The sequence below is a fragment of the Prosthecobacter gellanilyticus genome (assembly GCF_007992435.1).
Classification (GTDB): Bacteria; Verrucomicrobiota; Verrucomicrobiia; order Verrucomicrobiales; family Verrucomicrobiaceae; genus Prosthecobacter; species Prosthecobacter gellanilyticus.
In genome coordinates this window covers 23,920-45,994 of sequence record NZ_BKAG01000031.1, presented here as the reverse complement: position 1 = coordinate 45,994, position 22,075 = coordinate 23,920, and the positions used below count along the sequence as shown (strand labels likewise).

The following is a 22,075-nucleotide window of genomic DNA, read 5'->3' as shown; positions in this document are numbered from 1 at the left end:
TGACGGCCTTTGGAGAACGTTGGTGTCGGTGTGGTATTCACGCCGACACCTTTTGTTTTACCGACTCTCATGAAGAAGCTTCTCGTTCTCGCTCTCCTCTCTCTGTTTGGTCAGGCGGTCGCGCATGACACGGCCACACCGACCACCTCCGGTGCTGGCACCAAGGTGCTGGTGTATTCAGACACTGCTTTCTACCGGCATCCGGATATTCCGGGCATCAATCGCTGGCTGGTGCTGCTGGGTCATGAAAACGGCTTCGAGGTCGATGTCACGGAGCATCCGAAAGACCTGATGCCACAGGTGCTGGCGAAGTATGACGTGCTCCTGCTGAACAACGCCAACGAGCTCGACAAGGTCATTCCGGAAGAGCAGCGAAAGTCAGTCGAGGCCTGGTTTGCGAGCGGCAAGAAAGGTGTGGTGGGACTGCATGCAGCGCTGGTACGGCAGACGGGCTGGCCCTGGTTGAATCAACTCGGCGGTTGCGACTTCAACAGCGACTCGGACTTCAGCAAGGCCAAGGTCATCGTGGATCCTGCGGCGAAAGATCACCCCGCCGTCGGTGACCAGCCTGCGGAGTTTTGGATCGAGGCTGACTGGACGAACCATGACCGTGTCGTGACTGGATTGCCTGGCTTCAAGGTGCTGATGCGGGTGGATGAGACTAGCTACACCCCAGTGCGTGATTATTTCAAAACACGCGGTGGCAAGGCCATGGGCGCGGATCACCCCATCGCCTGGACGCATGAGCCTGCGACAGGCGGGCGATTCTTTTACACGGAGTTCGGGCATGACCTTCGCTCGCTGAGCACGCCGTTTGTGCACCGGCACATCCTGGAAGGCATCAAATGGGCCGCAGCGGCTGCAAAAGCAGGCAAGTAACCGCGTTCCCTGGGCATGCGCCCACGGATTCTGCTGCTATCACTTTTACTGACCCAGCCTCTGCAGGCGGTGGAATATCCTGATGCTGAGTGGGCACGTGCCACGCCTGCCGAGGCGGGCCTGGATGAAGCGAAGCTGAATGAAGCTCGGGACCACGCACTGACAGGCGAAGGCTCGGGCTGCATCATCAAGGGTGGGAAGCTGGTGATGACGTGGGGTGACTTCAAGAAGCGCTATGATTTGAAGTCGACCTCGAAGTCCTTCGGGGCAGCGGCGCTGGGACTCGCCATCGCAGATGGGAAGATGAAGCTCAGCGACAAGGCGAAGCAGCATCATCCGACCTTCGGCGTGCCGCCGGATGAAAATGCGAAGACAGGATGGATTGATGAGATCACTCTCTGGCATCTGGCCTCCCAGACGGCAGGCTTTGACAAGAAAGGCGGATATGTGCCGCTGCTCTTCAAGCCGGGGACTGAGTGGAGTTACAGTGACTCGGGCCCCAACTGGCTCGCTGAGTGCGTGACACTGGCCTATCGACGCGATCTGAATGAGGTGATGTTTGAACGCATCTTCACACCGCTGGGCATTTTGAAAACGGATTTGGTTTGGCGAAAACATGCGTATCGGCCGGAGCTGCTGGAAGGCATCAAGAGCCGTGAGTTTGGCTCTGGGTTTAGTGCGAATATGGATGCGATGGCACGTTTCGGTCTGATGTGGCTGCGGGGTGGTGAATGGAATGGCAAGGCGATCCTGCCACGTGATTATGTGGATCAGGTGCGCACCGCGCAGCCCGGCGTGCCCGGCCTGAAGGTGCGCAATCCTGAACACTATGGACATGCCGCGAAGCACTATGGGCTGCTGTGGTGGAACAATGCGGATGAGATGATCGAGGGCCTGCCGCTGGACACTTACTGGACCTGGGGACTCTTCGACAGCCTCATCGTGGTCATGCCGACGCTGGACATGGTCGTTGCTCGCGCAGGGCAATCTTGGAAACGCACGGAGGGTGAGGATCACTATGAAGTTTTGAAACCCTTTTTGTTGCCGATTGTCGCAGCGGCCAGGAACTCCAAGAGCGCAAAGGTGGGGGTTAAGTCCACAGTGGCCTCGAGTCCGCTCATTGCAGGTATTGATTGGGAGCCCGCAGACAAGATCATTCGTCTCGCGAAGGGTAGTGACAACTGGCCGCTGGCCTGGGCAGACGATGATGCGCTCTATTCAGCCTATGGTGATGGAAAGGGCTTCGAACCTTTCGTGGAAAAGAAGCTCAGCCTGGGACTGGTGAAGATCACAGGAGCGCCGCCAGAGATCACCGGCACAAATCTTCGCTCCGGCACGGCTGAGGCCATTGGTGATGGGAAGCATGGTCGGAAGGCCAGCGGCATGCTCAGTGTGGATGGCGTGCTCTACATGCTGGTGCGCAATGCGGCGAACTCGCAACTCGGCTGGTCATCGGATCATGGGGTGACCTGGACCTGGGCGGACTGGAAGTTTGCCGAGAGCTTTGGCTGCCCGGGTTTTGTGACCTTTGGCAAAGACTACACAGGTGCCCGGGATGGTTTCGTCTACCTTTACTCGCATGATTCTGACAGTGCCTATGAACGAGCCGATCGCTTCGTCATGGCCCGTGTGCCGAAGGAAAAGCTGAGAGACCGATCCGCTTACGCGTTTTTGGCCAGGCTGGGGAAAGGCGGCGTGCCCGAGTGGTCCGCCGACATTCGCGATCGAGGTGCGCTGCTCAAGAACCCGGGTGCCTGCTATCGATCCAGCATCTCCTACAATCCGGCGCTTAAACGTTACCTCTGGTGCCAGATGGGGTGCGGAGAGGACACACGCTATCGCGGTGGGTTCACCATCTATGATGCGCCAGAACCTTGGGGGCCGTGGACGGTCGCCTATCAGACGGATGAGTGGGATGTGGGACCAGGCGAGACGATGCACCTGCCCGCGAAATGGATGAGCGCAGACGGGCTAAAGGTGCATCTCATTTTCTCCGGCGATGACTGCTTCTCAGTACGCCAAGGCACGATCCGTCTGCAGCCGTGATGATGTCGCCCGCTCCTCAAGACGAAGAGCGGATCATTTTTCGTTAGGCATCATCACGGCGCAGCGGACTCATGGAGGGAACGGCAGTCCAGCCATTGAGCCTTGGAACTGACTGGACACAGGCTCATGCTCCTGGACCTCCACCATGGGAGGCCGGTCATCCACACGCACACTTGGCACCACCAGCACAGGCTGGGAGGCGTGCTTCAGCACTATGGCAGTGACGCTGCCCACGAGGAGATTGTCGAGCGCGCCATGCCCATGAGATCCCATGATGATGATGTCAGGCTGGATCTCCTGGATTTGCGCGAGCAGCGTGGTCAGCAACTCACCCTGGACCTGCTGCGTCCTGAGACGGACTCCATGGGTTTTGAGAGAGTTACCGAGCGAGACCAACTGCCGCTGCCGTGCATTGAACACTTCCGGATCTGAATCTGTGGGTGGCGGAGCAAAGTCTACTGCCAGCAGAGCCTCTTCCGGCACCACATGAAGGAGCACCACGTCGCCGTCGGATGACCTCGACATCCCCAGGGCTTGCTCCAGCACCTGGTTCGTGACGTCGGAGAAGTCGATGAGAACAAGAATGGTTTTCATGATTCCAGGGGGTTGTTACGTCTTTCCCTCAATCGATACGTCCCTCGACTCTTCAAGGGTGGTCTCAAGGTGGTGAAATTGACCGGGAAGAAAGCTCTGAGGGCCACGTTCATGGGGGCGGCCCAACCGCTCATGTTTATGAAAAATCAGCTCCTCTGCACTTTAAGCCTTCTATTCTGCCTCGCCTGTGCCGTTCAGGCACAAAATGACCGCCCGAATGTGGTGCTCATCATGGCGGATGACCAGGGCTGGGGGGACACGGGTTACAATGGGCATCCGGAGCTCAAGACGCCGAATCTGGATTCTCTGGCCGCCAGTGGTCTGCGCATGGACCGCTTCTACACGGGGCACTTCAATTGCTCACCCACCCGCGCCAGTGTGATGACAGGCCGGCATCCACACCGCATGGGAACCTTTGGGCCGGGTTCGCCGATTCGTGCTCAAGAGGTGACAGTAGCCAAGGTTCTGCAAAGTGCAGGCTATGCGACGGGCCATTTTGGCAAATGGCACCTCAACGGCAAGAATGGTGACCGGAACACGAAGACGCCTCCAGGGCGCGCCATTCTGGCAGATGATCCACTTTCACCTGGGAAGATGGGTTTTGATACCTGGGTGTCGGCGGACAATTTTTTTGATCTGGATCCGGTGCTGGGCCGCCAGGGAGTGGCGGAAAAGTTTCAGGGGGAAGGATCGGACATCGTCACGGACGAAGCCTTGAAGTTTATCCGCTCCCAAGCTGCTGCGAAGAAGCCGTTTCTCACCGTGGTGTGGTTTGGCAATCCGCATACGCCGCATGAGGCTCTGCCTGCGGACAAGGCTGCCTATAAAGATCTGCCGGAAGCTGCTCAAAACTACTATGGCGAGCTCACGGCGATCGATCGCAGCGTGGGAAGGCTGCGCGAGGCCCTGCGTGAACTGAAGGTGGCTGACAACACCCTGCTCTGGTACACCAGTGACAATGGTGGTGATGCCGGGCCGAAGAGCACGGGCAATCTGCGAGGCTCCAAAGGCACGCTCTGGGAAGGTGGTGTGCGCGTGCCAGGCATTGTGGAATGGCCTGCACGCATTGCGAAACCTTTGGTTAGCGCCATGCCATGCTCCACGGTGGACATCTACCCAACGGTGCTCGCCGCCACAGGTGCCAAGGCCGAGAAGCAGATCCAGCCGCTGGATGGCATCAACCTGCTGCCGCTCTTTGACCAGCAGATGACGGAACGCGGCAAACCGATTCCGTTCTGGGCGGATGCGCGTCGTGACAATGCGCATGCCACACTGATCGACTGGCCTTACAAGCTGCATACGCATGCGAGCAATGCCCGGAAGACACGCAAGAATGCGGGACCTGTGGCTGAGGTGCTGCTCTATGACATCTCCAAAGATCCCAAGGAGACCACGGACCTCGCCACGCAGGAGCCGGAGCGTGTGAAGAAGATGACGGCATCTCTCGAGACGTGGAAGGAATCCGTGAAGAAGAGCCTGGCCGGTGGTGACTTCGATCCGCCACTGCCACCTGAGGCGCTGATCATTCCGAAGGCTCCGCGCAAGGGGGACAAGAAGGAGTAGACTCCAAGCAATGATCTCGCCAGCTCTCGTTGGAGTGCAGGCTTTAGCCGTTGTCTTGGAAGCGTTTCCCAGAGGCGGCTAAAGCCTGCACTCCAACAAATGGTTCATGGTCATCGATTTTGACCAGAGAGAGGCATGGGAGCGTCACGTTTGAAGCCTCACATGAAATCTGCCTTTGTGCTTCTATTTGGCCTGTGTGCATGCCTGAACGCAGCCGAGCCGTTGTTTGAAACAACGCGTCTCTTTGCGCTGACGCCGAAGAACAAGCCGAACTACCGCATCCCCTCGATCATCGCAGCCCCGAATGGCGACATCCTGGTGATCTGCGAAAGGCGCAATGACGGGCCGGGAGACATCGGCAATCACGACATCGTGATGAAACGCAGCGCCGACAAGGGCAAGACCTGGAGTGATGAAATCACGATCCTCGATGATGAAAACCGTGTGTGCACGGACCTCACTGTGGGGCTGGATCGTGAGACCAAGAAGCTTTGGCTTTTCTTCCTGAAGGACAAGAAGCAATACGCGCACCTCACCAGCACGGACAATGGCCTGAGCTGGCAGGGGCCGGTGGTGATTCATGAGCAAGTCATCAAACCCGAATGGGACACACTGAAAGGCAAGGGTGATGAAGACGAGCCTGCGGGCAATCCGAAGAGTCATGCGGTGCAGTGGGAGAAGGGCTGGGTGCAGCGCTATGGCTGCGGACCGGGCAATGCGATGGTCCAGCTCAAGTCAGGCCGACTGCTCGTGCCAGCGCGACATCGTGAGGATATCGGCAAAGGCCGCCTTCGCAGTTTCGCGCACAGCTTCTACAGCGATGATCATGGTGCCACGTGGAAGCTGGGTGGAAACATCGGCATGCACACAAGCGAGTGCCAGTTCATGGAGTTGAATGACGGCACAGTGCGGGTGATTTCACGCAATGAGAGCAGCGAGGATTCACCGGACAACCTTCGGCATCTCACCGCGATCAGCAAAGATGGTGGTGTGACCTGGGAGAACCTGCATCGGCTGGAGGAACTCATCACGCCACGCTGTCACGGATGTGTGGAGAGGTTTGATGAGAAGACGCTGATCTTCTCCAGCCCGGCCTCGCCGATCCGGCAGAAGGAGCATCCGTATGGGCGCTACAATCTGACGATCCGTGTGAGTCATGATGAGGGCGAGAGCTGGAGCACTGGACGCACCATCTGGCCGCATCCGGGATCGTACTCAGACATCTTGGTGCTGGATGACAAGACGATCGGCTACATCTATGAACGCGCGGACAAAGGCAGCACGCATTACTGGGATGAGTTGCATTTCGCGCGATTTAATCTGGAATGGCTGACGAAAAGTAACGCCCCACCACCATGATCCGCCGTCTCCTGTGCCTCCTGCTGCTCGGTAGTTCCGTTGATGCTGAAGACATCCTTCATCGAGACATCGTCGTCTATGGTGGAACCGCCGCAGGCATCGCAGCCGTTCGTGAAGCCACTGCCCACGGGCATTCCGTGGTCCTCATCGTGCCTGAGAAATTTCTCGGCGGCATGATGACCGGTGGACTCGGAGCGTCTGACAAGGGTGTCTACTGGACGGTGGGCGGACTGGCCCGCCGCTTTTTTGAGGACGTTTACACTCACTACGAGAACCCCGAGAGGTGGACGCGTGAAACTCGCGCGGAGTATCTCCCCAAGCATGGCCTGATTTATCGCGAGTCCATGAAATGCCAGTGGTTCTTCGAGCCGCATGTGGCCCGGCTGATTTTTGAAAAGTGGCTCGTGGACTCTGGAGCGAAGGTACTGCGAGATGAGCGTCTTGACCGCGGCAAGAACGGCGTGACGAAGGAAGGCGGAGTCATCCGCAAAATCACTATGGAGAGCGGCCTCGTCATCAGCGGACAATACTTCATCGATGCCACCTATGAAGGCGATCTCATGGCCGCCGCAGGCGTGGCCTACACCGTGGGTCGTGAGGCCAATGCGACTCATGATGAAAGCATGAACGGCGTGCAACTCCATGGAACTGATGTCGTAAGCATCAGTCCCTACATCGTGGAGGGAGACGCCAGCAGCGGTCTACTGCCGCGAGTCGAATCCAAGCCCTATGGTCCGCACGGCTCGGCAGACCATCGCTTCCAAGCCTACAACTTCCGGCTTTGCCTGACCACCGTGCCAGAGAACCGGGTGCCCATCACGAAGCCGGCCAACTACAATCCGCTCAACTACGAACTGCTGCTGCGTGACATGCTGCGGAAAAAGAGTCTCACACCAGGCAAGGGTTACTTCACCCGCGTGCCGATGCCGAATCTGAAGACAGATTCCAACAACGCGGGCACCTTCTCCACTGACTACATTGCGGGCAGCTATGGCTGGCCTGAGGCCTCGTATGCTGAACGTGAGCGGCTGCTCGCAGATCATCGCGGCTATGTTCAAGGCTTCTTCTGGTTCCTGGGCAATGATCCCCGTGTGCCTGCACCTTTCCGTGAGGAAGTGGCCTGCTGGGGTCTAGCCAAAGATGAGTTCACCGACAACGGTCACTGGCCCACACAGCTCTACATCCGCGAAGCGCGGCGCATGATGGGCGAGCACGTGATGAATGAGAATAACTTCCCGCTCAAGTCCGCCGATGCTGATGGGAAAAAGGTCGCCGCCGATGCTCGGGAGCCCATTCAAGATGTCATCGCCGTGGGTTCTTATGCGCTCGACTCCCACAAGGTGGGCATGTTTGTGGATGAGCGAGGCCACCTCGTCTGGGAGGGGCATTTCTTCCGCGGTGTGAAACCTTATGGTATCAGCTACCGGTCCATTCTCCCCAAGGCTGAGCAGTGCAAAAACCTGCTTGTGCCGGTCTGCGCCTCCGCCACCCACGTGGCCTATGGATCCATGCGCATGGAGTCTGTCTACATGGAGATGGCTCAGGCCGCCGCTGCCGCCGCCAGTCTATCCTTGGAAAACAAGACGACACCGCACGCGCTCGCGTATCCAGTGCTTGCCGAGCGCTTGAAAGCAGGCCGCGCCGTGCTTGATCCTGTGGAGCCCAAGACGGAAAGCGTGGTGAAGGCTGTCCAAAATGCGGCGGAGCAATACCAGACTGATCTCAAACTGCTCGCCAAGCGAAAGATCATCACCAATGCGGACGACTGGGCCGGCAAGACCAGCCACGATGGTGCCATGGTGGCCGACTTTATCATTCGCGCGGCGTCTCAGTTTCAACCGACCACACAGATTAATGATGCCATCGAGACCCTTCAGCGTGAAGGCATCATCAAGAGCATTCCCTACTGGAAGAAGCATACCGTCAGCGGCCAAAAATGCGGTGCGAGCAACATGACGACGCTCATCCAGAATCTCGCTCAAAAGCTGCCACAGAAGTGATTCATATGAAGCCCTGCCTACGCACCCTTGCCATCGTTGTTTGTGCGCTTGTCCCGACAGTTTCGGCATGGAGCGCTGTGGAGGAAACAGTGCTGTGGAAAGCGGGGGCGGATGGCTATCACACCTATCGCATTCCATCGCTGTTTGTGACCTCGAAAGGTAGCGTGCTGGCTTTTTGCGAGGGACGCAAGACCGGCGGTGGTGATCATGGGGATCTGGATCTGGTGATGAAACGCAGCACGGATGGCGGGCGCACATGGACAGCCCAGCAGATCGTGCATGAAGAAGGTGGCGAGGCGAAGATTACCATCGGCAACCCATGCCCGGTGCAGGATGCGAACACGGGCACGATCTGGCTTCCCTTCTGCCGTGACAACAAGGCGGTGCTCATCACCTCCAGCGAGGATGATGGTGTGACCTGGAGCACGCCGCGCGACCTCAGCAGCTGCGTGGTGCCGCCTAACTGGGTATGGGTGGCCACGGGGCCTGGCATCGGCATTCAACTCACACATGGAGAGCACAAAGGCAGGCTCGTGATCCCGAGTGATCAGCGGGCGAACATGCCGGACGGCACGCAGCACTGGAGCTCGCACATGATCTACAGCGATGATGCAGGCAAGACCTGGAAGAACAGCGCGCCGATCGATACGGGTGGCAACGAGTGCCAGGTGATCGAGCGTGAGGATGGCTCTCTTCTCGTGAACACGCGCATGCAGGGGAACTTTGAAGGATTCCGCGGCCTTGCCACGAGCAAGGATGGTGGTGAGACGTGGTCCGCGATCACGATCGACAAGCAGCTCCCCTGCCCCAAGTGCCAGGCCAGCCTCATTGATCTGGGTGACAGCCAGTTGCTTTTCAGCAATCCGAATCCAGGTCCGCCGATCAACGACAAGCCCAGCGGCAGGCGCATTGATCTCACGGTGCGTTTGAGTTCGGACGATGGCAAGACGTGGCCAGCGGCGAAGCTGCTGCATGCCGGAGCTTCCGCCTACTCCAGTCTCGCAGAATTGCCGGATGGCACCCTGCTCTGCCTGTATGAAGGCGGTGTCAAAAAAGCGCATGAGACCCTCACACTGGCCCGCTTTGACCTTGATTGGCTGACGCAGAAGTGAGGAGAATCGAATTGGACAGCCGCGAGGACTGGCTCAAGATGCCCGCGCATGAAGCACAGTGTCACCGAGCTTCCTTTCAATACGTTTCTGGGCATCACACCTGCCTCTGAACCTAACCAAATGCTGCAACTGCCCGCTGGCGGGCAGTATCTGAACCACCTCGGCACTGTGCATGCCAGTGCGCTCCTGGCCTTGGCCGAGGCGAGCAGCGGCGAGTATCTCCTGAAGCATTTTGGGTCCAGTGAAGGTGTGGTGCCGGTGGTGCGACATATTGAGGCCAAGTTTAGGAAGCCCGCGAATGGCAGCGTGCATTCGTCCGTTATCACTGCGCCAGAGGCCTTGGCACAGCTCAATGCAGATCTGACTGCCAAAGGACGTGCGTTGATCTCTGTCACGGTTGAACTGCATGATGAGTCCGGCACGCATGCACTGACGGCTTCGGTGGAGTGGTTCATCCAGCGGGTGCCAGCCAAGTGAATTCCTTTAACCCAAAATGAACACTCCATTTTCAGAAGAAGCGGCTTGTGGTCATGTGCGACTTCAGCGGCTGATCCTGCGCATCTCCGCACTCGCCGCGCTTTTGGCACTGCCTGCGGTCATTTTGCCACGTCTCGCAGCAGAGAAGGTCTCCTGGATCATGGGCTTTGGCCAGCCCCCGATGACGCCGCTGATGCTTTATATGATGGCAGGCGGTGGAGCAGTCTATGTGGGACAGGCAGTGCTGCTGTGGACAATGTCTACGGATGTGGTGCGTTATCAGCCGCTGGTGCGACTGGTGGGCCGCATCTATCTTGTGTGCGCACCGGTGTTTCTCTGGATCGATACGCAGGCAGGGCTTCCTAAATGGTGGATGGGCATGGACTGCCTCGGCTGTCTATTCTTCGGTGCTGCCTTGCTATGGGCGTGCAGGAGACGGGCTGAAACTTGATTTGAGGCGAAAGGCAGGCGCAACCGCCAACGTGATGGCAGGCGCATGATTCATCGCCTCCTTCCCATCCTACTCCTGGCCAGTCTCACAAGAGCTGAAGAGCCCATTCACCGTGAGGTCGTGGTCTATGCCGGTACGCCTGCCGGTGTCATGGCAGCCATTGCTGCGGCACGTCAAGGTCATGAGGTGGCGCTGGTGGAACTGAATGCACATGTGGGTGGCATGGTGAGTGGAGGACTGGTGGCCACGGACATGGGAGATCGTGCGACGGTCGGCGGACTGGCGGATGATTTCTTCAAGCGCATCGTGAAGTATTACTCAGACAAATACGGTGCAGATTCCAAGGAAGTGAAGGCTGCACGCAATGGTGCGACCTTTGAGCCTCATGTGGCGGAACTCGTCTTCGAGCAGATGATCAAGGAGCAGCCGAAGATCACGGTTTGGAAGAAGCACCGCTACAAGGGCACTCTGCTGGATGCAGATCGCGGGAAGTCTGGAAACCGTGTCACTGGATTGGTCGTGGATGACCTCAGCGCAGGCACGACACGCACCTTTACCGGCGATGTGTTCATCGATGCGAGCTATGAGGGTGACCTAATGGCTGGCGCGAAGGTGCCGTATCGGGTGGGTCGCGAGGCGCGCAGTGAATATGGAGAACAACTCGCCGGTGTGAGCATGGGGCCAACGGAGCAGCGAGGCATGGCAGATCACCGTACGCAGGCCTACAACTACCGGGTCTCCGTGACCTCAAACACGGAGAATCGCGTGCTGTTTCCGAAGCCGGGAAGCTACGATCCAACGCCGTTTGTCGAGACCTATGGGAAGCGAGCCAAGGAAGGCAAGGCGACGAGTTTTGGCAGTTTTTTTACCACGCTCGACAAGGCGCACCCTGGAGCCAAGTATGATGTGAACTGGTTTGACTGGGCCGGGAACAGCGAGGGTTATGCGGATGGTGACTGGGCCACACGGGACCGCATTGCCGAGCGCATTCGCGATCGCGCGCTGAGCCTGCTGTACTACACGCAGAATGATCCGGATCTGCCCGAGGCCTTTCGCAATGAATCGTGCAAATGGGGCCTGCCGAAGGATGAGTTTGCTGACAGCGGACACTTTCCCTTTCAGCTCTATGTGCGGGAAGGCCGCCGCATGGTGGGTGCCTATCTGCTGCGCGAGTCTGACCTGACGCAAGACCGGTGGAAGGCGGATGGAATCGCCACGGGCAGCTACGGCATCGACTGTCATGTGGTGCAGCATCTGCGCGAGGGAGGCCGGCTTGTGCCCGAGCACACGCGGCATGTGGCGGTGAACAACTATGACATTCCGTATCGTAGCCTGGTGCCACCAGATGTGGAGAACCTGCTAGTGCCGGTGTGCGTGTCTGCCACGCATGTGGCCTACTGTTCACTGAGGATGGAACCGGTTTACATGATGCTCGGTCAGGCCGCAGGCAACGCGGCGCACCTTGCAATAGCTAACAAGAAACCTGTGCAGAAGGTGGATACGCAGAAGCTGCGTGAGTCGCTGCTGAAGGAGGGCGCGGTGCTTGATGCAGGGTATCAGCCACAAGTTAAACTCACCTGGACACCGGCGCACCCGAAGCCGGGCGACAAGGTGATCTTCAAAGCCATCCCGACAAGTCACAACAAGGATGCGCTGAAGCAGATCCAATGGAACTTCAGCGGTGATGGCAAGGTCAGTGCGGAAGGTGAGCGCGTGGTGCATGTCTTTGAGATGGAGAAGAAGCATGCGGTCAGTCTGCTGGTCACCGACGCTGCGGGAAGAAGGCGCTTGCTGACAGCTGAAGTGCCAGTGGGGATTGCCGAGGCCCTCGACGTGACGATGGATGATTTTGATGCAGAGCTCTTTGGTCGCTGGAATGGCACGTTCCCGGACTACATCGCCGGACTGCCACTGCGCTATTCCGATGTGTTTCATGGTCCGGGGATTCATCGGGACATGGTGGTGCGTGGGAAGCTGGCACCTGCACGCGCTCAGTTCAGGCCTACCTTGCTGCGTGAAGGACGCTATCAGGTCTGCCTCGGATTCCGTCCATCCAAAGCGCAGGCGACCAACACTCCGTTGCTGATCAAGCATGCGGTTGGCAATGACAAGCTGACGATCGACCAGCGCAAGGAAACCACCGCATTTAACTGGGTGCCGGTGGGTGAGTTCGAGTTCAAGGCAGGCCGCGATGGTTTCGTCGAGGTGAGCAATGGACAGGTCGACGGACGCGTGGCGATCGATGGCATGCGCTGGATCTGGCTTGGCAAGTGACCGTTTGGTTCTTCATACTTTACCGTCCCTATGAAACATCTGGCCGCCCTTCTTCTCCTCGCGACAACGGCTCTCGCCGCTGAACCTCTTCATCGTCTGAAGCTGGAGACGCCACAGGATTTGCAGGCTTTGCTTCACTACAGTGGGGAGCCACTACCACTGGTCAGTGCACATCGCGGAGGTCCGGCGAAGGATTATCCGGAGAACTGCATTGCCACCTTTGAACATACTCTGGCGCACACCTTTTCGATGCTGGAGATTGATCCGCGCCGAACCAAGGATGGTGCGATTGTGGTGCATCATGATGCGACGCTGGAGCGGACGACTACCGGCACTGGAAAAGTCGTGGATGCCACTCTCGCTGAACTGAAGCAACTGCGACTGAAGGACACCGAAGGTCATGCCACGGAGCATCAACTGCCGACGCTGGATGAGGTCATTGAGTGGGCGCGAGGCAAGACGGTGCTGGTGCTGGATCAGAAGGATGTCACGGCTGTTGAACGGGCTGAGATCGTCACACGGCTCAAAGCTGAGGCCTATGTGATGCTCATTGTTTCGAGCTTCAAAGAGGTGGTCGCGGTTCATCGAGTGAATCCGAACATCACCATGGAGGTGATGATTCCAACTCTGGCGAAGGCGGAGGAGTTTGATGGGCTCGGCGTGCCGTGGAAGAATGTGGTGGCGTTCGTGGGTCACGTCCCGCCTGAGGACAAAGCACTCTATGACTACATTCACGGCAAAGGTGCCTGCACGATGATCGGCACCTCGCGAAACCTGGACCGAAAGGTAATCCAGGGTGAGGTGAAGGACATCAAGCTGCTCGAGCCCGAGTATCGCGCCTTTCTGAATCGTGGCGCTGACATCATCGAGACGGATATTCCCGTGCCTCTCGGAACGATGCTGTATGGATCAGCGGCGGTCCCAAAGGGGAAAGCTGGTTTGTTTGAGAAGCGCTGAGGGCTTACTTGGGGGTTCCGAACTCGAGGTAGGGACCAACGTCATCAGCACCTCGTTTCACAGCGGCACGTGCAGCTGCATTCCAGGCGCTTTTGTCGGCGAGCATGGCATCCACAGCAGACAACTCTGTCTCGGTGACAAAGCGCGGCTGATAGTTGGTGAGCTGGTTGTCACTGACGATGGGATACACACGCAGGCTGGTTTGCAGTTTGTCGTCCTTCATGGAGAAGTCGGCGACCAACGGCAAGCTGAAGGGCGGCGCGTGGTTGGCGGCGTAACGGCCACGGGCATTGAAGAGGAGATTGCCGATGCTGTAGAAGATCCAGCCTTTGCCGTCGTGCTCGACCTCCTGCATGAGGTGGGCGCCGTGGCCGATCACAAGATCCACTCCCGCTTCACGCAAGGCATGGGCAGTGGTGGTTTGTTCTTCGTTCTTCCAAAGATAGTTACCGCCCCAATGGACGAAGTAGACCACAAAGGCATCTGGTGTGTTGCGCCGAAGATCAGCGATGGCTTTCTTCACGCCAGGCACATCCACAGGAGCGCAGCCCGGCTTGTCCTCACCCGCGTAGAAGTGGAAATCCTGGTCGTAGTCTTTGCGATACTCGAAGGCGCCGAAGATGGCTAGTGTGGCTGATTTGCCACCGATGCGGAGTTCCTGAAGCAAGGGCTTCTCCGCAGAGGCGAGATTGTTGCCCGTGCCAAAGGTCGCCATGCCAGCGGTCGTGAGTGCAGCGAAGGTTTCATCGAGACCTTCGGGGCCGTGATCGAGCGTGTGATTGTTCGCGAGCGAGAAGGCGAGAGGCGCATACGGCGCGAAGAGCGCGGGCAGCTTCACAGGATCACTGTAGTGCAGGTAGTCCTTGGACTTCAGCGGGCTTTCACGACGCGTGGTGAGCGGGGTCTCGAGATTGATGACATTGAAGTCGGCGGCTGACAGCAGGCGCTTCAGATGAGTGAGGCCATATTCATAGCCTTTCTCTGTGAGGATGTTCACTCCGCCCTCTTTGGGATACTGCTCCTGGTAGCTTTCGCCGCCGCTGGTATCGCCACCGAAGAGCACACGCACATGCTGGGGATCGCGGCCCGTGATGGCCGGCTGGCCGAAGAGCCACTGCACCGCGAAGGCTGACATGCCAGCATCACTATGCGGCACACCGGGTGCGGTGGCGAGCTGCCAGCCGAGAGACACGCCGAGCTTGGCAGCCTGCTTCTTGCCTGTTGCAAAGAATGTTTGGCCACGGGCGAAGCGATGCGGTCCCTGCAACATGGCCTCAGGCGTGCGCCGCAGATTTTTGTGATTGGGATCTGTGTCCGCAGTGCCCAGCAGCACCACGAGCGGACGCTGGAGCATGGCTTTGACGGAGTCTTCCTGAATCGGCGAGCCTTTCAAACCATAGGGAAAATCGACCGTCAGGTCTGGCATGGTCCACCAGCCCGCATTAGCCGCGACGGCCTTGGCCACGCGAGCCTGCGGGACGAAGTAGAGATAGCGATGCACGAACTGCGCTCCGGCAGAATGGCCGTAGAGATGGTAGCGGTCGCTGCGGTTTCCGGTGGCAGCCTTCACTGCATCAAACACAGGTTCGATGAAACCGAAGGCGCCTTTGGCTTCCAAGGAATAGCCTTCGGTGCCAGGAAAGCTTTTTTCGGAAAACTCCGGCGCAGCGAGGATGAAGCCATGCTTCTGAGCATGAGGCATCCATTCATTGCGATAGCGGTCGGCATCGCGGTTCACGCCATGCATGACGATAAGGATGGGTGTGTCAGGGGTGGTTTTCTCCGGGCGGAAATACCAGACAGGGAGAGAGCGGCCATCGTGCTGGATCTCAAAACGACCAGCGCCGGGTTCGAACCTGGCGGGTAGCGTCTGCGCCTGCACATCGAGGCAGGACAAGCCGAGGGTGAAGAGCACTGAGAGAAGACTCGCAGCCTGCATCAAAGCATGGCGAAGCGAGACACGGGTAACCAAGTATTGGTCTGAGCGCATGGGAGGCTAGAACGTTGCATCCGCCGAGTTCGTTCATCCAGCACGAAAACGGTGTTTTACGAAACCTATGAAGAAGCTTCCCAACCGGCTCGTTTCGTCTGGCCCCATGAATTTTCGTTTCGCCCTCCTCGCGCTTTTTCTTCCCCTTTATTCCAGTTTCGCGGCCGACCCGCTATTGCCCACTCGCGGGCTTTGCGCACACAGAGGGGCCATGAGCACGCATCCGGAGAACACAATTCCGGCGCTGGAGGAGGCCGTGAGGTTGGGAGCTCACATGATTGAGTTCGACATCCAGCTCACCAAGGATGGCGCGCTGGTGCTGATGCATGACACGACCGTGGATCGCACCACGAATGGCAAAGGCAAGGTGAGCGATCTCACTCTGGCGGAGATCAAGGGGCTGGACACAGGCGCGAAGATGAATGCCAAGTTTGCCGGCACACGCATTCCGACCTTTGAGGAGGGGCTGGCAGTGTTTCCAAAGAATGTGTGGCTCAACTGCCATCTCAAGGGCGGCGCAGCGCTTGGCGAGGCCACGGCGAAGGTGATCGAAAAGACTGGCCGCAAACATCAGGCCTTCCTGGCGGCGATGGCAGATCAGGCGAAAACTGCGCGCGCGGCGGTGCCTGACATTCTCATCTGCAACATGGAACGCCAGGGAGACTCGATGGCTTATGCGCAGGAAACAATCGAGATGAAGGCATCCTTCATTCAACTACTCGGCAAGGGTGTGGTGCCGACTGAGGCGGTGAAGCTGCTGAATGAGGCGGGTGTGAAGGTGAACTACTACCACGATGAGACGCCTGAAGGTCTGCGCCGTCAGTGGCAGGCCGGGGTGAACTTTCCGCTGGTGAATGACGTCACGACCGCGATGCCAGTCGCCCGCGAGTTTGGCATCGAGCCATTGAAGTGATTCTGATACTGCCTTTCGTGAAATGAACCCGGCGGCTGTTTGCTCCCTCGGGCGTATGACTTTCTCACCCCGCCTTCCCCCCGCATGAAGCTACTGCTCACTTCCCTGCTCCTGACATCCGCAACCTTTGCCGCTGAAACGGATCTCGTCATCTATGGAGGCACGCCAGCGGGACTGGCGGCGGGGATTGTGGCGGCACGTGAAGGTGCATCTGTGGTGGTGATCGAACCGACTAAATGGATCGGTGGCATGGTCACGGGCGGATTGTGCAAGAGTGATGTAGGGAAGGAGCAAACCATCGGCGGATTTCCGCGTGAGTTCTTTGCGCGTGCGGCGGCCTCCAAGGCAGGGAGCGACATGTGGTATGCGGAACCGAGTGCGAATCTGGCAGCGTTTCAGGCGATGCTGAATGAGGCCGGGGTGAAGTTGGTCACGGCGCAGGGTTTGAAGAGCATCACCAAGGAGGGCACGAAGATCAACAGCCTAACTACGAATGATGGAACGACCTACACCGGGAAGATGTTTGTGGATGCCAGCTATGAGGGTGATCTCATGGCGGCGGCGAAGGTGAGCTACATCGTGGGACGGGAGAGCCGCGTGCAGTATGGCGAGCCGCTGGCGGGCTATCATCCGATGCAGATCAGGCCGCGCAGTGTGGAGGTGATGGAGAGCGAGTGCCCGGGGATCGGCGGCACGGGCCCGTCTTACATTCACGGCACACCGACGAGCATCTCGGGAGTGGGTGTAGATGGAAAGCCGATCTTTGGTGTGTTTCCGGCCGATACGAAGCTGAAGCCGGGTGATGCAGATCATCGCACCCAGGCCTACAACTTCCGCATCTGTGTCACGCAGCGTCCGGAGATCTTCGTCCCCTTCCCCAAGCCGGCGAACTATGATGCTTCGCGGTATGAGCTGCTGCTGCGATTGATCAAGGCATTTCCTGGAGTCCGCTTTGGTCGATTGTTTCACTTGGGGCTGACCTCGCATGGCAAGTATGACCTGAATGCGCAGGGGCTTTTCTCCACGGACTATCCGGGTGCGAATTTTGGTTATCCCGATGGTGATGCGGCCACGCGTGCAGGCATCTGGCAGGATCACATTGACTTCACGCAGGGCATGTTTTGGTTCCTGGGACATGATGAGCGGGTTCCCGAGAGTCTTCGCAAACAGGCGCTGAGCTGGGGTTTGTGCAAAGACGAGTTCGCGGACAACAATCACTGGCCTTATGCGCTCTACATTCGTGAGGGTCGCCGCATGATCGGCGAGCATGTCATGATGCAGAAGGATCTGCAGACGGACATTTTTAAAGAGGACGGTGTGGGCATGGGCTCGTTCCTGATCGACTGCCATATCGTGCAGCGCATCCTGGCGGAAGATGGCACAGTGCGGGATGAAGGCAGCTTCCAGGACACACCGGCACTTCCGTATCAGATCGCCTATCGCAGCCTGACGCCAAAGCGTGCGGAGTGTGAGAACCTGTTGGTGCCTGTGTGTCTCTCCGCGAGCCACATCGCCTACTGCTCGCTGCGCATGGAGCCCGTGTACATGGCGCTCGGGCATGCCTCGGGCCTTGCGGCGGTGCAGGCAATGCGTGCGAAACAAAGTGTGCAGGGCATTGATGTGAAGGCTTTGCGAGCCAAGCTGCTGGAACAAAAGGCGGTGCTGGAACTCCCTGAGCTGGCGAAGATCCCGCGCTCAAGCAAGCTGCCAGGCCTTGTGATGGATGATGGTGCGGCGGAGAAGGTCGGCCACTGGATTGGCAGCAGCTATGGCACACCCGTGGATGGTGCGAGCACGCATGATGGCAATTCCGAGAAGGGCCGGCTCAGCATCAGCTACAAGCTGACGGTGCCGAAGACGGGTCGCTATGAGGTGCGTGTGTCGTATGCCGCGGCTCCGAATCGTGCGAGCAATGTGCCGGTGCAGATCCAGCATGCGGGAGGTTCGGAAACCATCACGGTGAACCAGAAGAAGGCGCCGCCGATTGACGGGCTGTTTCTTAGCCTGGGTGAGTTTTCTTTTGAGGTGGACAAGCCAGCCGTCATCACGATTCGGAATGAAAACACGGATGGCATCGTGGGCGGGGATGCCGTGCAGTTGCTGGCCAAATAACTCTCTCTTTCCATGAACCGGCGCGATTTTCTTACGACCTCCACAGCATCGGCCTTCGCGTCGATCTCATCTCTTGCTGCGACAGGCAAGGCTCCGCGCATCGTGCTGCGATCCTCCTGGCAGACGGTGAACATTGGCGACATCGGTCACACACCAGGTGTGCTGGGCTTGATTGAGAAACACATCCCGCAGGCCGAGGTGACACTATGGCCGATGGATGTGAAGAACGGGGTGGAGGAGATGCTGCGGAAGCGCTTCCCGAAGCTGAACATCGTGAAGACGAAGGAGGAAGCTTTCACGAATGATTTCCTGCTTCATGGCTCCGGGCCGTATCTCACGGCGCATCGAGATGTGGCGGCGTGGAAGCAGGAGACGGGCAAGCCTTACGGCATCTATGGCATCACCATGGCGGCGGCAGGAGATCCAGGACTGAAGATCATGCGCAACAATGGTCTGGATGAGTACTGCAAAGCCATCCTCGACACGGCGAGCTTCGTTTTCCTGCGCGATGGCATGTCACTGAAGGTGGTGAAGGATGCGGGAGTGAAGGCGCCAATCATCGAATATGGTCCGGATGGTGCATTCGGAGCAGATGTGCGCAATGATGCGGCGGCGATCAGCTTCCTGAAACAGCATGGGCTGGAAGAAGGGAAATACATGTGCTTCCTGCCGAACCTGCGCAATGCACCGTACTGGAAGGTAAAGCCTAACTATGCGTTTGATGAGATCAAGCATCAGCGGAACGAGGAGATGAAGGAGCATGATCATGCGCCGCTGCGGGATGCGATCATCGCCATCACTCGCGAGGCCGGCATGAAGGTGCTGATCTGTCCGGAGGACTCGACGCAGATGGAGAGCGGCAAGGAACTGCTCTATGATCCGCTGCCGGACGATGTGAAGGCCAAGGTGGTGTGGCGGGAGAATTTCTGGCTCACCGATGAGGCGATCAGCACCTATGTGCGCAGCGCCGGACTAGTGAGCAATGAAATGCACAGCCCCATCATGGCGCTTGGCAATGGCATTCCGGCGATTGTCTGCCGCTTCGTGGAGCAGACGACAAAGGGCTTCATGTGGCGCGACATTGGTTTGGGCGACTGGCTCTTTGACCTCGACAAGCCTGAGGAACTGGCCCGCGTGGCTCCAACGGCGCTGGCCATCGCCATGGATCCTGCGGCAGCGAAAGCAAAAGCGGCGAAAGCCCGAGCGTTTGTGCAGCAGCGGCAACACGAAACGATGGAAATTTTGGCACAGGCTTGCCAGCCCGCGTGATTACTTCCTACCCACCTTTGCAACCATGCGACACCCACTCCTCATCATTCTTACCCTGGGGCCGACCTCCCCACTACACGCCGAAACCATCACGGCGGACGTTTGCATCTATGGCGGCACCAGTGGTGGTGTGATCGCGGCGGTGGAAGCGGCACGTCTTGGCAAGAAGACGGTGCTGATCGAGTCCACGCAACGTCTCGGCGGCATGAGCAGCGGCGGGCTGGGGATGACGGACAATGGCAGCACGGAGACGATAGGCGGGCTTTCGCGTGAGTTTTATCAGCGGGTGTATCAGTTCTACAAAAAGCCGGAGAACTGGAGGTTTCAGAAGCGTGAGGACTACCTGAGCTGGCTTCCGAAAATCTGGGGCGTGGACGGCCCGCGTATGGAAGAGATCAAGGCGGCATTTCTCTTCGAACCGCGTGCCGCGAAGGCCGTGTTTGATGACATGGCAAAAGAGGCCGGAGTGCAGGTGGTGCTGGGTGAGCGACTGGATTTAAAGAAGGGCGTGGTCAAGGAAGGCGCGAAGATCGTGAAGATCGCGATGGAGAGCGGACGTGAGTTTGAGGCGAAGGTCTTCATTGATGCCAGCTATGAGGGTGACCTGATGGCGAAGGCCGGGGTGAAGTACATCGTGGGTCGCGAGCCTAACTCAGAGTATGGTGAGACTCTGAACGGCACTTTCCCTTTCACACCCGCGCCGTTTCCGAAGATCAGCCCGTATGTGATTGCCGGTGATCCGAAGAGCGGCCTGCTGCCACGAGTGGAGCCAAAACCGCCTGCTCCAAAGGGCAGCGGAGATCATCGCGTTCAGGGATACAACTTCCGCGTGTGCCTTACGGACATTCCGGAGAATCGCGTGCCGATCGAGAAGCCAGCGAGCTACAATCCGCTCGATTATGAACTGCTGGCCCGGCACATCGCGACGATGAAGAATGTGAAGCCGGGACCGCGCAAGCATGCAGCCATGGGATTGCGAGGCAATGGCGGAGACTTGGGGGTGAATTTTGAACTGGTGCCCAACCGCAAGACCGACTCCAACAACGGCAGTGAGTTTGGCAGCGATGTGTATGGTCCAAGCTACGAGTGGCCGGATGCCGACCACAAGAAGCGGGAGGAGATTTTTCAACTGCACAAGGACTACACGCTAGGGCTGCTGTGGTTTCTAGGACATGATGAACGGCTACCCATCGAGGTGCGCACGGAGATGCAGCGCTGGGGTCTGGCCAAGGATGAGTTTGCCGACACGGGACACTTTCCACATCAGCTCTATGTGCGTGAAGCAAGGCGCATGATCAGTGAGTATGTGGTGACGGAGCACGACGCGAAGAGCGGTCGTCATGCGGAGGACGGCGTGGCGCTGGCCTCGTATCCGCTCGATTCACACGGGGTCACTCTTTATGTCGATGAGAAGGGTGTGCTGCATCGTGAGCGCGGGTTCTATGTCGGTGGGTTTTCGGCATTCCCGATTAGCTATCGCTCGCTGCGGCCCAAGGCTGAGCAGTGCGACAACCTTCTGGTGGTGAGCTGCCTTTCGGCCTCGCACGCGGCTTATGGCTCGGTGCGCATGGAGCCTGTCTTCATGATGGTGGGGCATGCGGCCGGTGCGGCGGCATCGATGGCCATCGATGGGAAGGTGTCTGTGCAGAATGTGCCTTATGCGGCGCTGAAGGATCGCTTGCTGGCTGAGAAGCAGATCCTCGAGCATGCGAAGCGGGTCGCCAAGCCGACGGAGAAGCCGGAAGAGAGCGCGACCACAGCGGAACCGAATGCCCAGCTAACCAATGATGTGAAGACGTTGGTGGACAAGAAGGTGGTCGAGTCCGGTGACTACTGGCTGGCGCATGCACGAAAGGGCAAGAGCTGCGATGGCCAGCAAGTGGAAGCGATGCTGCTGAGGATGGCGAAGCATTTTGACAGCACAGTGAGCTCTCGCGAAGCTGCGCTGGAGGCCCTGGAGAAACGCAAGGTCTTTGCCTCACCGGATTACTGGAACCAGCGCGCTGCCGCCAGTCAGCAGTGCGGTGGTGACAATGTGCGCGCGATCATCCGTAACTTTGCGCGACTGGCGAAATAGCC

At 58.3% G+C, this 22,075-nt stretch carries 16 protein-coding genes; 14 read left to right on the top strand and 2 right to left on the bottom strand.

The genetic code is table 11. The annotated features are described in order from the left end of the window. The first annotated feature begins 69 nt into the window (after positions 1 to 69). Together BGE01nite_RS18975 and BGE01nite_RS18970 are read left to right on the top strand one after the other, a co-directional pair. Complete coding sequence (locus tag BGE01nite_RS18975; protein ID WP_146852553.1) at positions 70 to 879, top strand: ThuA domain-containing protein; 810 nt, start codon at positions 70 to 72, stop codon at positions 877 to 879. Positions 880 to 894: 15 nt separating this feature from the next. Further along, positions 895 to 2,925 (top strand): serine hydrolase, encoded by a 2,031-nt coding sequence (locus BGE01nite_RS18970; protein WP_146852551.1) that lies wholly within the window; start codon positions 895 to 897, stop codon positions 2,923 to 2,925. 69 nt (positions 2,926 to 2,994) lie between these two features. Here BGE01nite_RS18970 and BGE01nite_RS18965 read toward each other — a convergent pair whose 3' ends face one another. Then, positions 2,995 to 3,519 carry a universal stress protein gene (locus tag BGE01nite_RS18965; RefSeq protein WP_146852550.1) on the bottom strand — a complete coding sequence of 175 codons (525 nt, stop codon included), beginning with the start codon at positions 3,517 to 3,519 and terminating at the stop codon, positions 2,995 to 2,997. Between the two features lie 138 nt (positions 3,520 to 3,657). Here BGE01nite_RS18965 and BGE01nite_RS18960 point away from each other — a divergent pair, with 138 nt between their 5' ends. The 8 genes from BGE01nite_RS18960 (at position 3,658) to BGE01nite_RS18925 (ending at position 13,712) form a co-directional block, all read left to right on the top strand. Beyond that, on the top strand, positions 3,658 to 5,082 hold the full coding sequence (locus BGE01nite_RS18960) for a sulfatase family protein (protein WP_170266891.1): 1,425 nt from the start codon (positions 3,658 to 3,660) through the stop codon (positions 5,080 to 5,082). 162 nt (positions 5,083 to 5,244) lie between these two features. Beyond that, complete coding sequence (locus BGE01nite_RS18955; protein ID WP_170266890.1) at positions 5,245 to 6,441, top strand: sialidase family protein; 1,197 nt, start codon at positions 5,245 to 5,247, stop codon at positions 6,439 to 6,441. After that, entirely contained in the window at positions 6,438 to 8,441 is a 2,004-nt protein-coding gene (locus BGE01nite_RS18950) for an FAD-dependent oxidoreductase (protein WP_146852544.1), read from the top strand. The genes BGE01nite_RS18955 and BGE01nite_RS18950 overlap by 4 nt, the downstream gene beginning before the upstream one ends. 5 nt (positions 8,442 to 8,446) lie before the next feature. Then, positions 8,447 to 9,553, top strand: coding sequence for a sialidase family protein (locus BGE01nite_RS18945; RefSeq protein ID WP_170266889.1), 1,107 nt, complete (start codon positions 8,447 to 8,449; stop codon positions 9,551 to 9,553). A gap of 48 nt (positions 9,554 to 9,601) precedes the next feature. Continuing rightward, positions 9,602 to 10,030 carry a DUF4442 domain-containing protein gene (locus BGE01nite_RS18940; RefSeq protein WP_146852540.1) on the top strand — a complete coding sequence of 143 codons (429 nt, stop codon included), beginning with the start codon at positions 9,602 to 9,604 and terminating at the stop codon, positions 10,028 to 10,030. A 16-nt stretch (positions 10,031 to 10,046) separates the two neighbouring features. Beyond that, the gene (locus BGE01nite_RS18935; RefSeq protein ID WP_146852538.1) at positions 10,047 to 10,481 is read left to right on the top strand and encodes a hypothetical protein; all 435 of its coding nucleotides are present in this window, start codon (positions 10,047 to 10,049) and stop codon (positions 10,479 to 10,481) included. Positions 10,482 to 10,526: 45 nt separating this feature from the next. Next, positions 10,527 to 12,755: an FAD-dependent oxidoreductase gene (locus BGE01nite_RS18930; protein WP_146852536.1), complete on the top strand. Its 2,229-nt coding sequence runs from the start codon at positions 10,527 to 10,529 to the stop codon at positions 12,753 to 12,755. Positions 12,756 to 12,785: 30 nt separating this feature from the next. Continuing rightward, a complete protein-coding gene (locus BGE01nite_RS18925) occupies positions 12,786 to 13,712 on the top strand; it encodes a glycerophosphodiester phosphodiesterase family protein (protein ID WP_146852534.1) in 927 nt (308 codons plus the stop codon). Between the two features lie 4 nt (positions 13,713 to 13,716). On the opposite strand, the gene BGE01nite_RS18920 is transcribed toward BGE01nite_RS18925, so the two are convergent. Beyond that, entirely contained in the window at positions 13,717 to 15,702 is a 1,986-nt protein-coding gene (locus BGE01nite_RS18920; protein ID WP_146852532.1) for a CapA family protein, read from the bottom strand. 211 nt (positions 15,703 to 15,913) lie between these two features. Here BGE01nite_RS18920 and BGE01nite_RS18915 point away from each other — a divergent pair, with 211 nt between their 5' ends. From BGE01nite_RS18915 to BGE01nite_RS18900, 4 genes are all read left to right on the top strand, one after another. Next, on the top strand, positions 15,914 to 16,615 hold the full coding sequence (locus BGE01nite_RS18915; RefSeq protein WP_146852530.1) for a glycerophosphodiester phosphodiesterase: 702 nt from the start codon (positions 15,914 to 15,916) through the stop codon (positions 16,613 to 16,615). Between the two features lie 84 nt (positions 16,616 to 16,699). Next, positions 16,700 to 18,727 carry an FAD-dependent oxidoreductase gene (locus BGE01nite_RS18910; protein WP_146852528.1) on the top strand — a complete coding sequence of 676 codons (2,028 nt, stop codon included), beginning with the start codon at positions 16,700 to 16,702 and terminating at the stop codon, positions 18,725 to 18,727. Positions 18,728 to 18,739: 12 nt separating this feature from the next. Then, positions 18,740 to 19,996, top strand: a complete 1,257-nt coding sequence (locus BGE01nite_RS18905; RefSeq protein WP_146852526.1) for a polysaccharide pyruvyl transferase family protein — start codon at positions 18,740 to 18,742, stop codon at positions 19,994 to 19,996. 25 nt (positions 19,997 to 20,021) lie between these two features. Continuing rightward, entirely contained in the window at positions 20,022 to 22,073 is a 2,052-nt protein-coding gene (locus BGE01nite_RS18900) for an FAD-dependent oxidoreductase (protein ID WP_146852524.1), read from the top strand. The last annotated feature ends 2 nt before the right edge of the window (positions 22,074 to 22,075 follow it).

Excerpts from the sequence above, each read along its gene's own strand:
- BGE01nite_RS18975 (WP_146852553.1), top strand. The coding sequence starts at position 70 with ATGAAGAAGCTTCTCGTTCTCGCTCTCCTCTCTCTGTTTGGTCAGGCG.
- BGE01nite_RS18920 (WP_146852532.1), bottom strand. The coding sequence starts at position 15,702 with ATGCGCTCAGACCAATACTTGGTTACCCGTGTCTCGCTTCGCCATGCT.
- BGE01nite_RS18955 (WP_170266890.1), top strand. The coding sequence starts at position 5,245 with ATGAAATCTGCCTTTGTGCTTCTATTTGGCCTGTGTGCATGCCTGAAC.
- BGE01nite_RS18925 (WP_146852534.1), top strand. The coding sequence starts at position 12,786 with ATGAAACATCTGGCCGCCCTTCTTCTCCTCGCGACAACGGCTCTCGCC.
- BGE01nite_RS18960 (WP_170266891.1), top strand. The coding sequence starts at position 3,658 with ATGAAAAATCAGCTCCTCTGCACTTTAAGCCTTCTATTCTGCCTCGCC.
- BGE01nite_RS18935 (WP_146852538.1), top strand. The coding sequence starts at position 10,047 with ATGAACACTCCATTTTCAGAAGAAGCGGCTTGTGGTCATGTGCGACTT.
- BGE01nite_RS18965 (WP_146852550.1), bottom strand. The coding sequence starts at position 3,519 with ATGAAAACCATTCTTGTTCTCATCGACTTCTCCGACGTCACGAACCAG.
- BGE01nite_RS18915 (WP_146852530.1), top strand. The coding sequence starts at position 15,914 with ATGAGCACGCATCCGGAGAACACAATTCCGGCGCTGGAGGAGGCCGTG.
- BGE01nite_RS18945 (WP_170266889.1), top strand. The coding sequence starts at position 8,447 with ATGAAGCCCTGCCTACGCACCCTTGCCATCGTTGTTTGTGCGCTTGTC.
- BGE01nite_RS18940 (WP_146852540.1), top strand. The coding sequence starts at position 9,602 with ATGAAGCACAGTGTCACCGAGCTTCCTTTCAATACGTTTCTGGGCATC.
- BGE01nite_RS18970 (WP_146852551.1), top strand. The coding sequence starts at position 895 with ATGCGCCCACGGATTCTGCTGCTATCACTTTTACTGACCCAGCCTCTG.
- BGE01nite_RS18950 (WP_146852544.1), top strand. The coding sequence starts at position 6,438 with ATGATCCGCCGTCTCCTGTGCCTCCTGCTGCTCGGTAGTTCCGTTGAT.
- BGE01nite_RS18905 (WP_146852526.1), top strand. The coding sequence starts at position 18,740 with ATGAACCGGCGCGATTTTCTTACGACCTCCACAGCATCGGCCTTCGCG.
- BGE01nite_RS18910 (WP_146852528.1), top strand. The coding sequence starts at position 16,700 with ATGAAGCTACTGCTCACTTCCCTGCTCCTGACATCCGCAACCTTTGCC.
- BGE01nite_RS18930 (WP_146852536.1), top strand. The coding sequence starts at position 10,527 with ATGATTCATCGCCTCCTTCCCATCCTACTCCTGGCCAGTCTCACAAGA.
- BGE01nite_RS18900 (WP_146852524.1), top strand. The coding sequence starts at position 20,022 with ATGCGACACCCACTCCTCATCATTCTTACCCTGGGGCCGACCTCCCCA.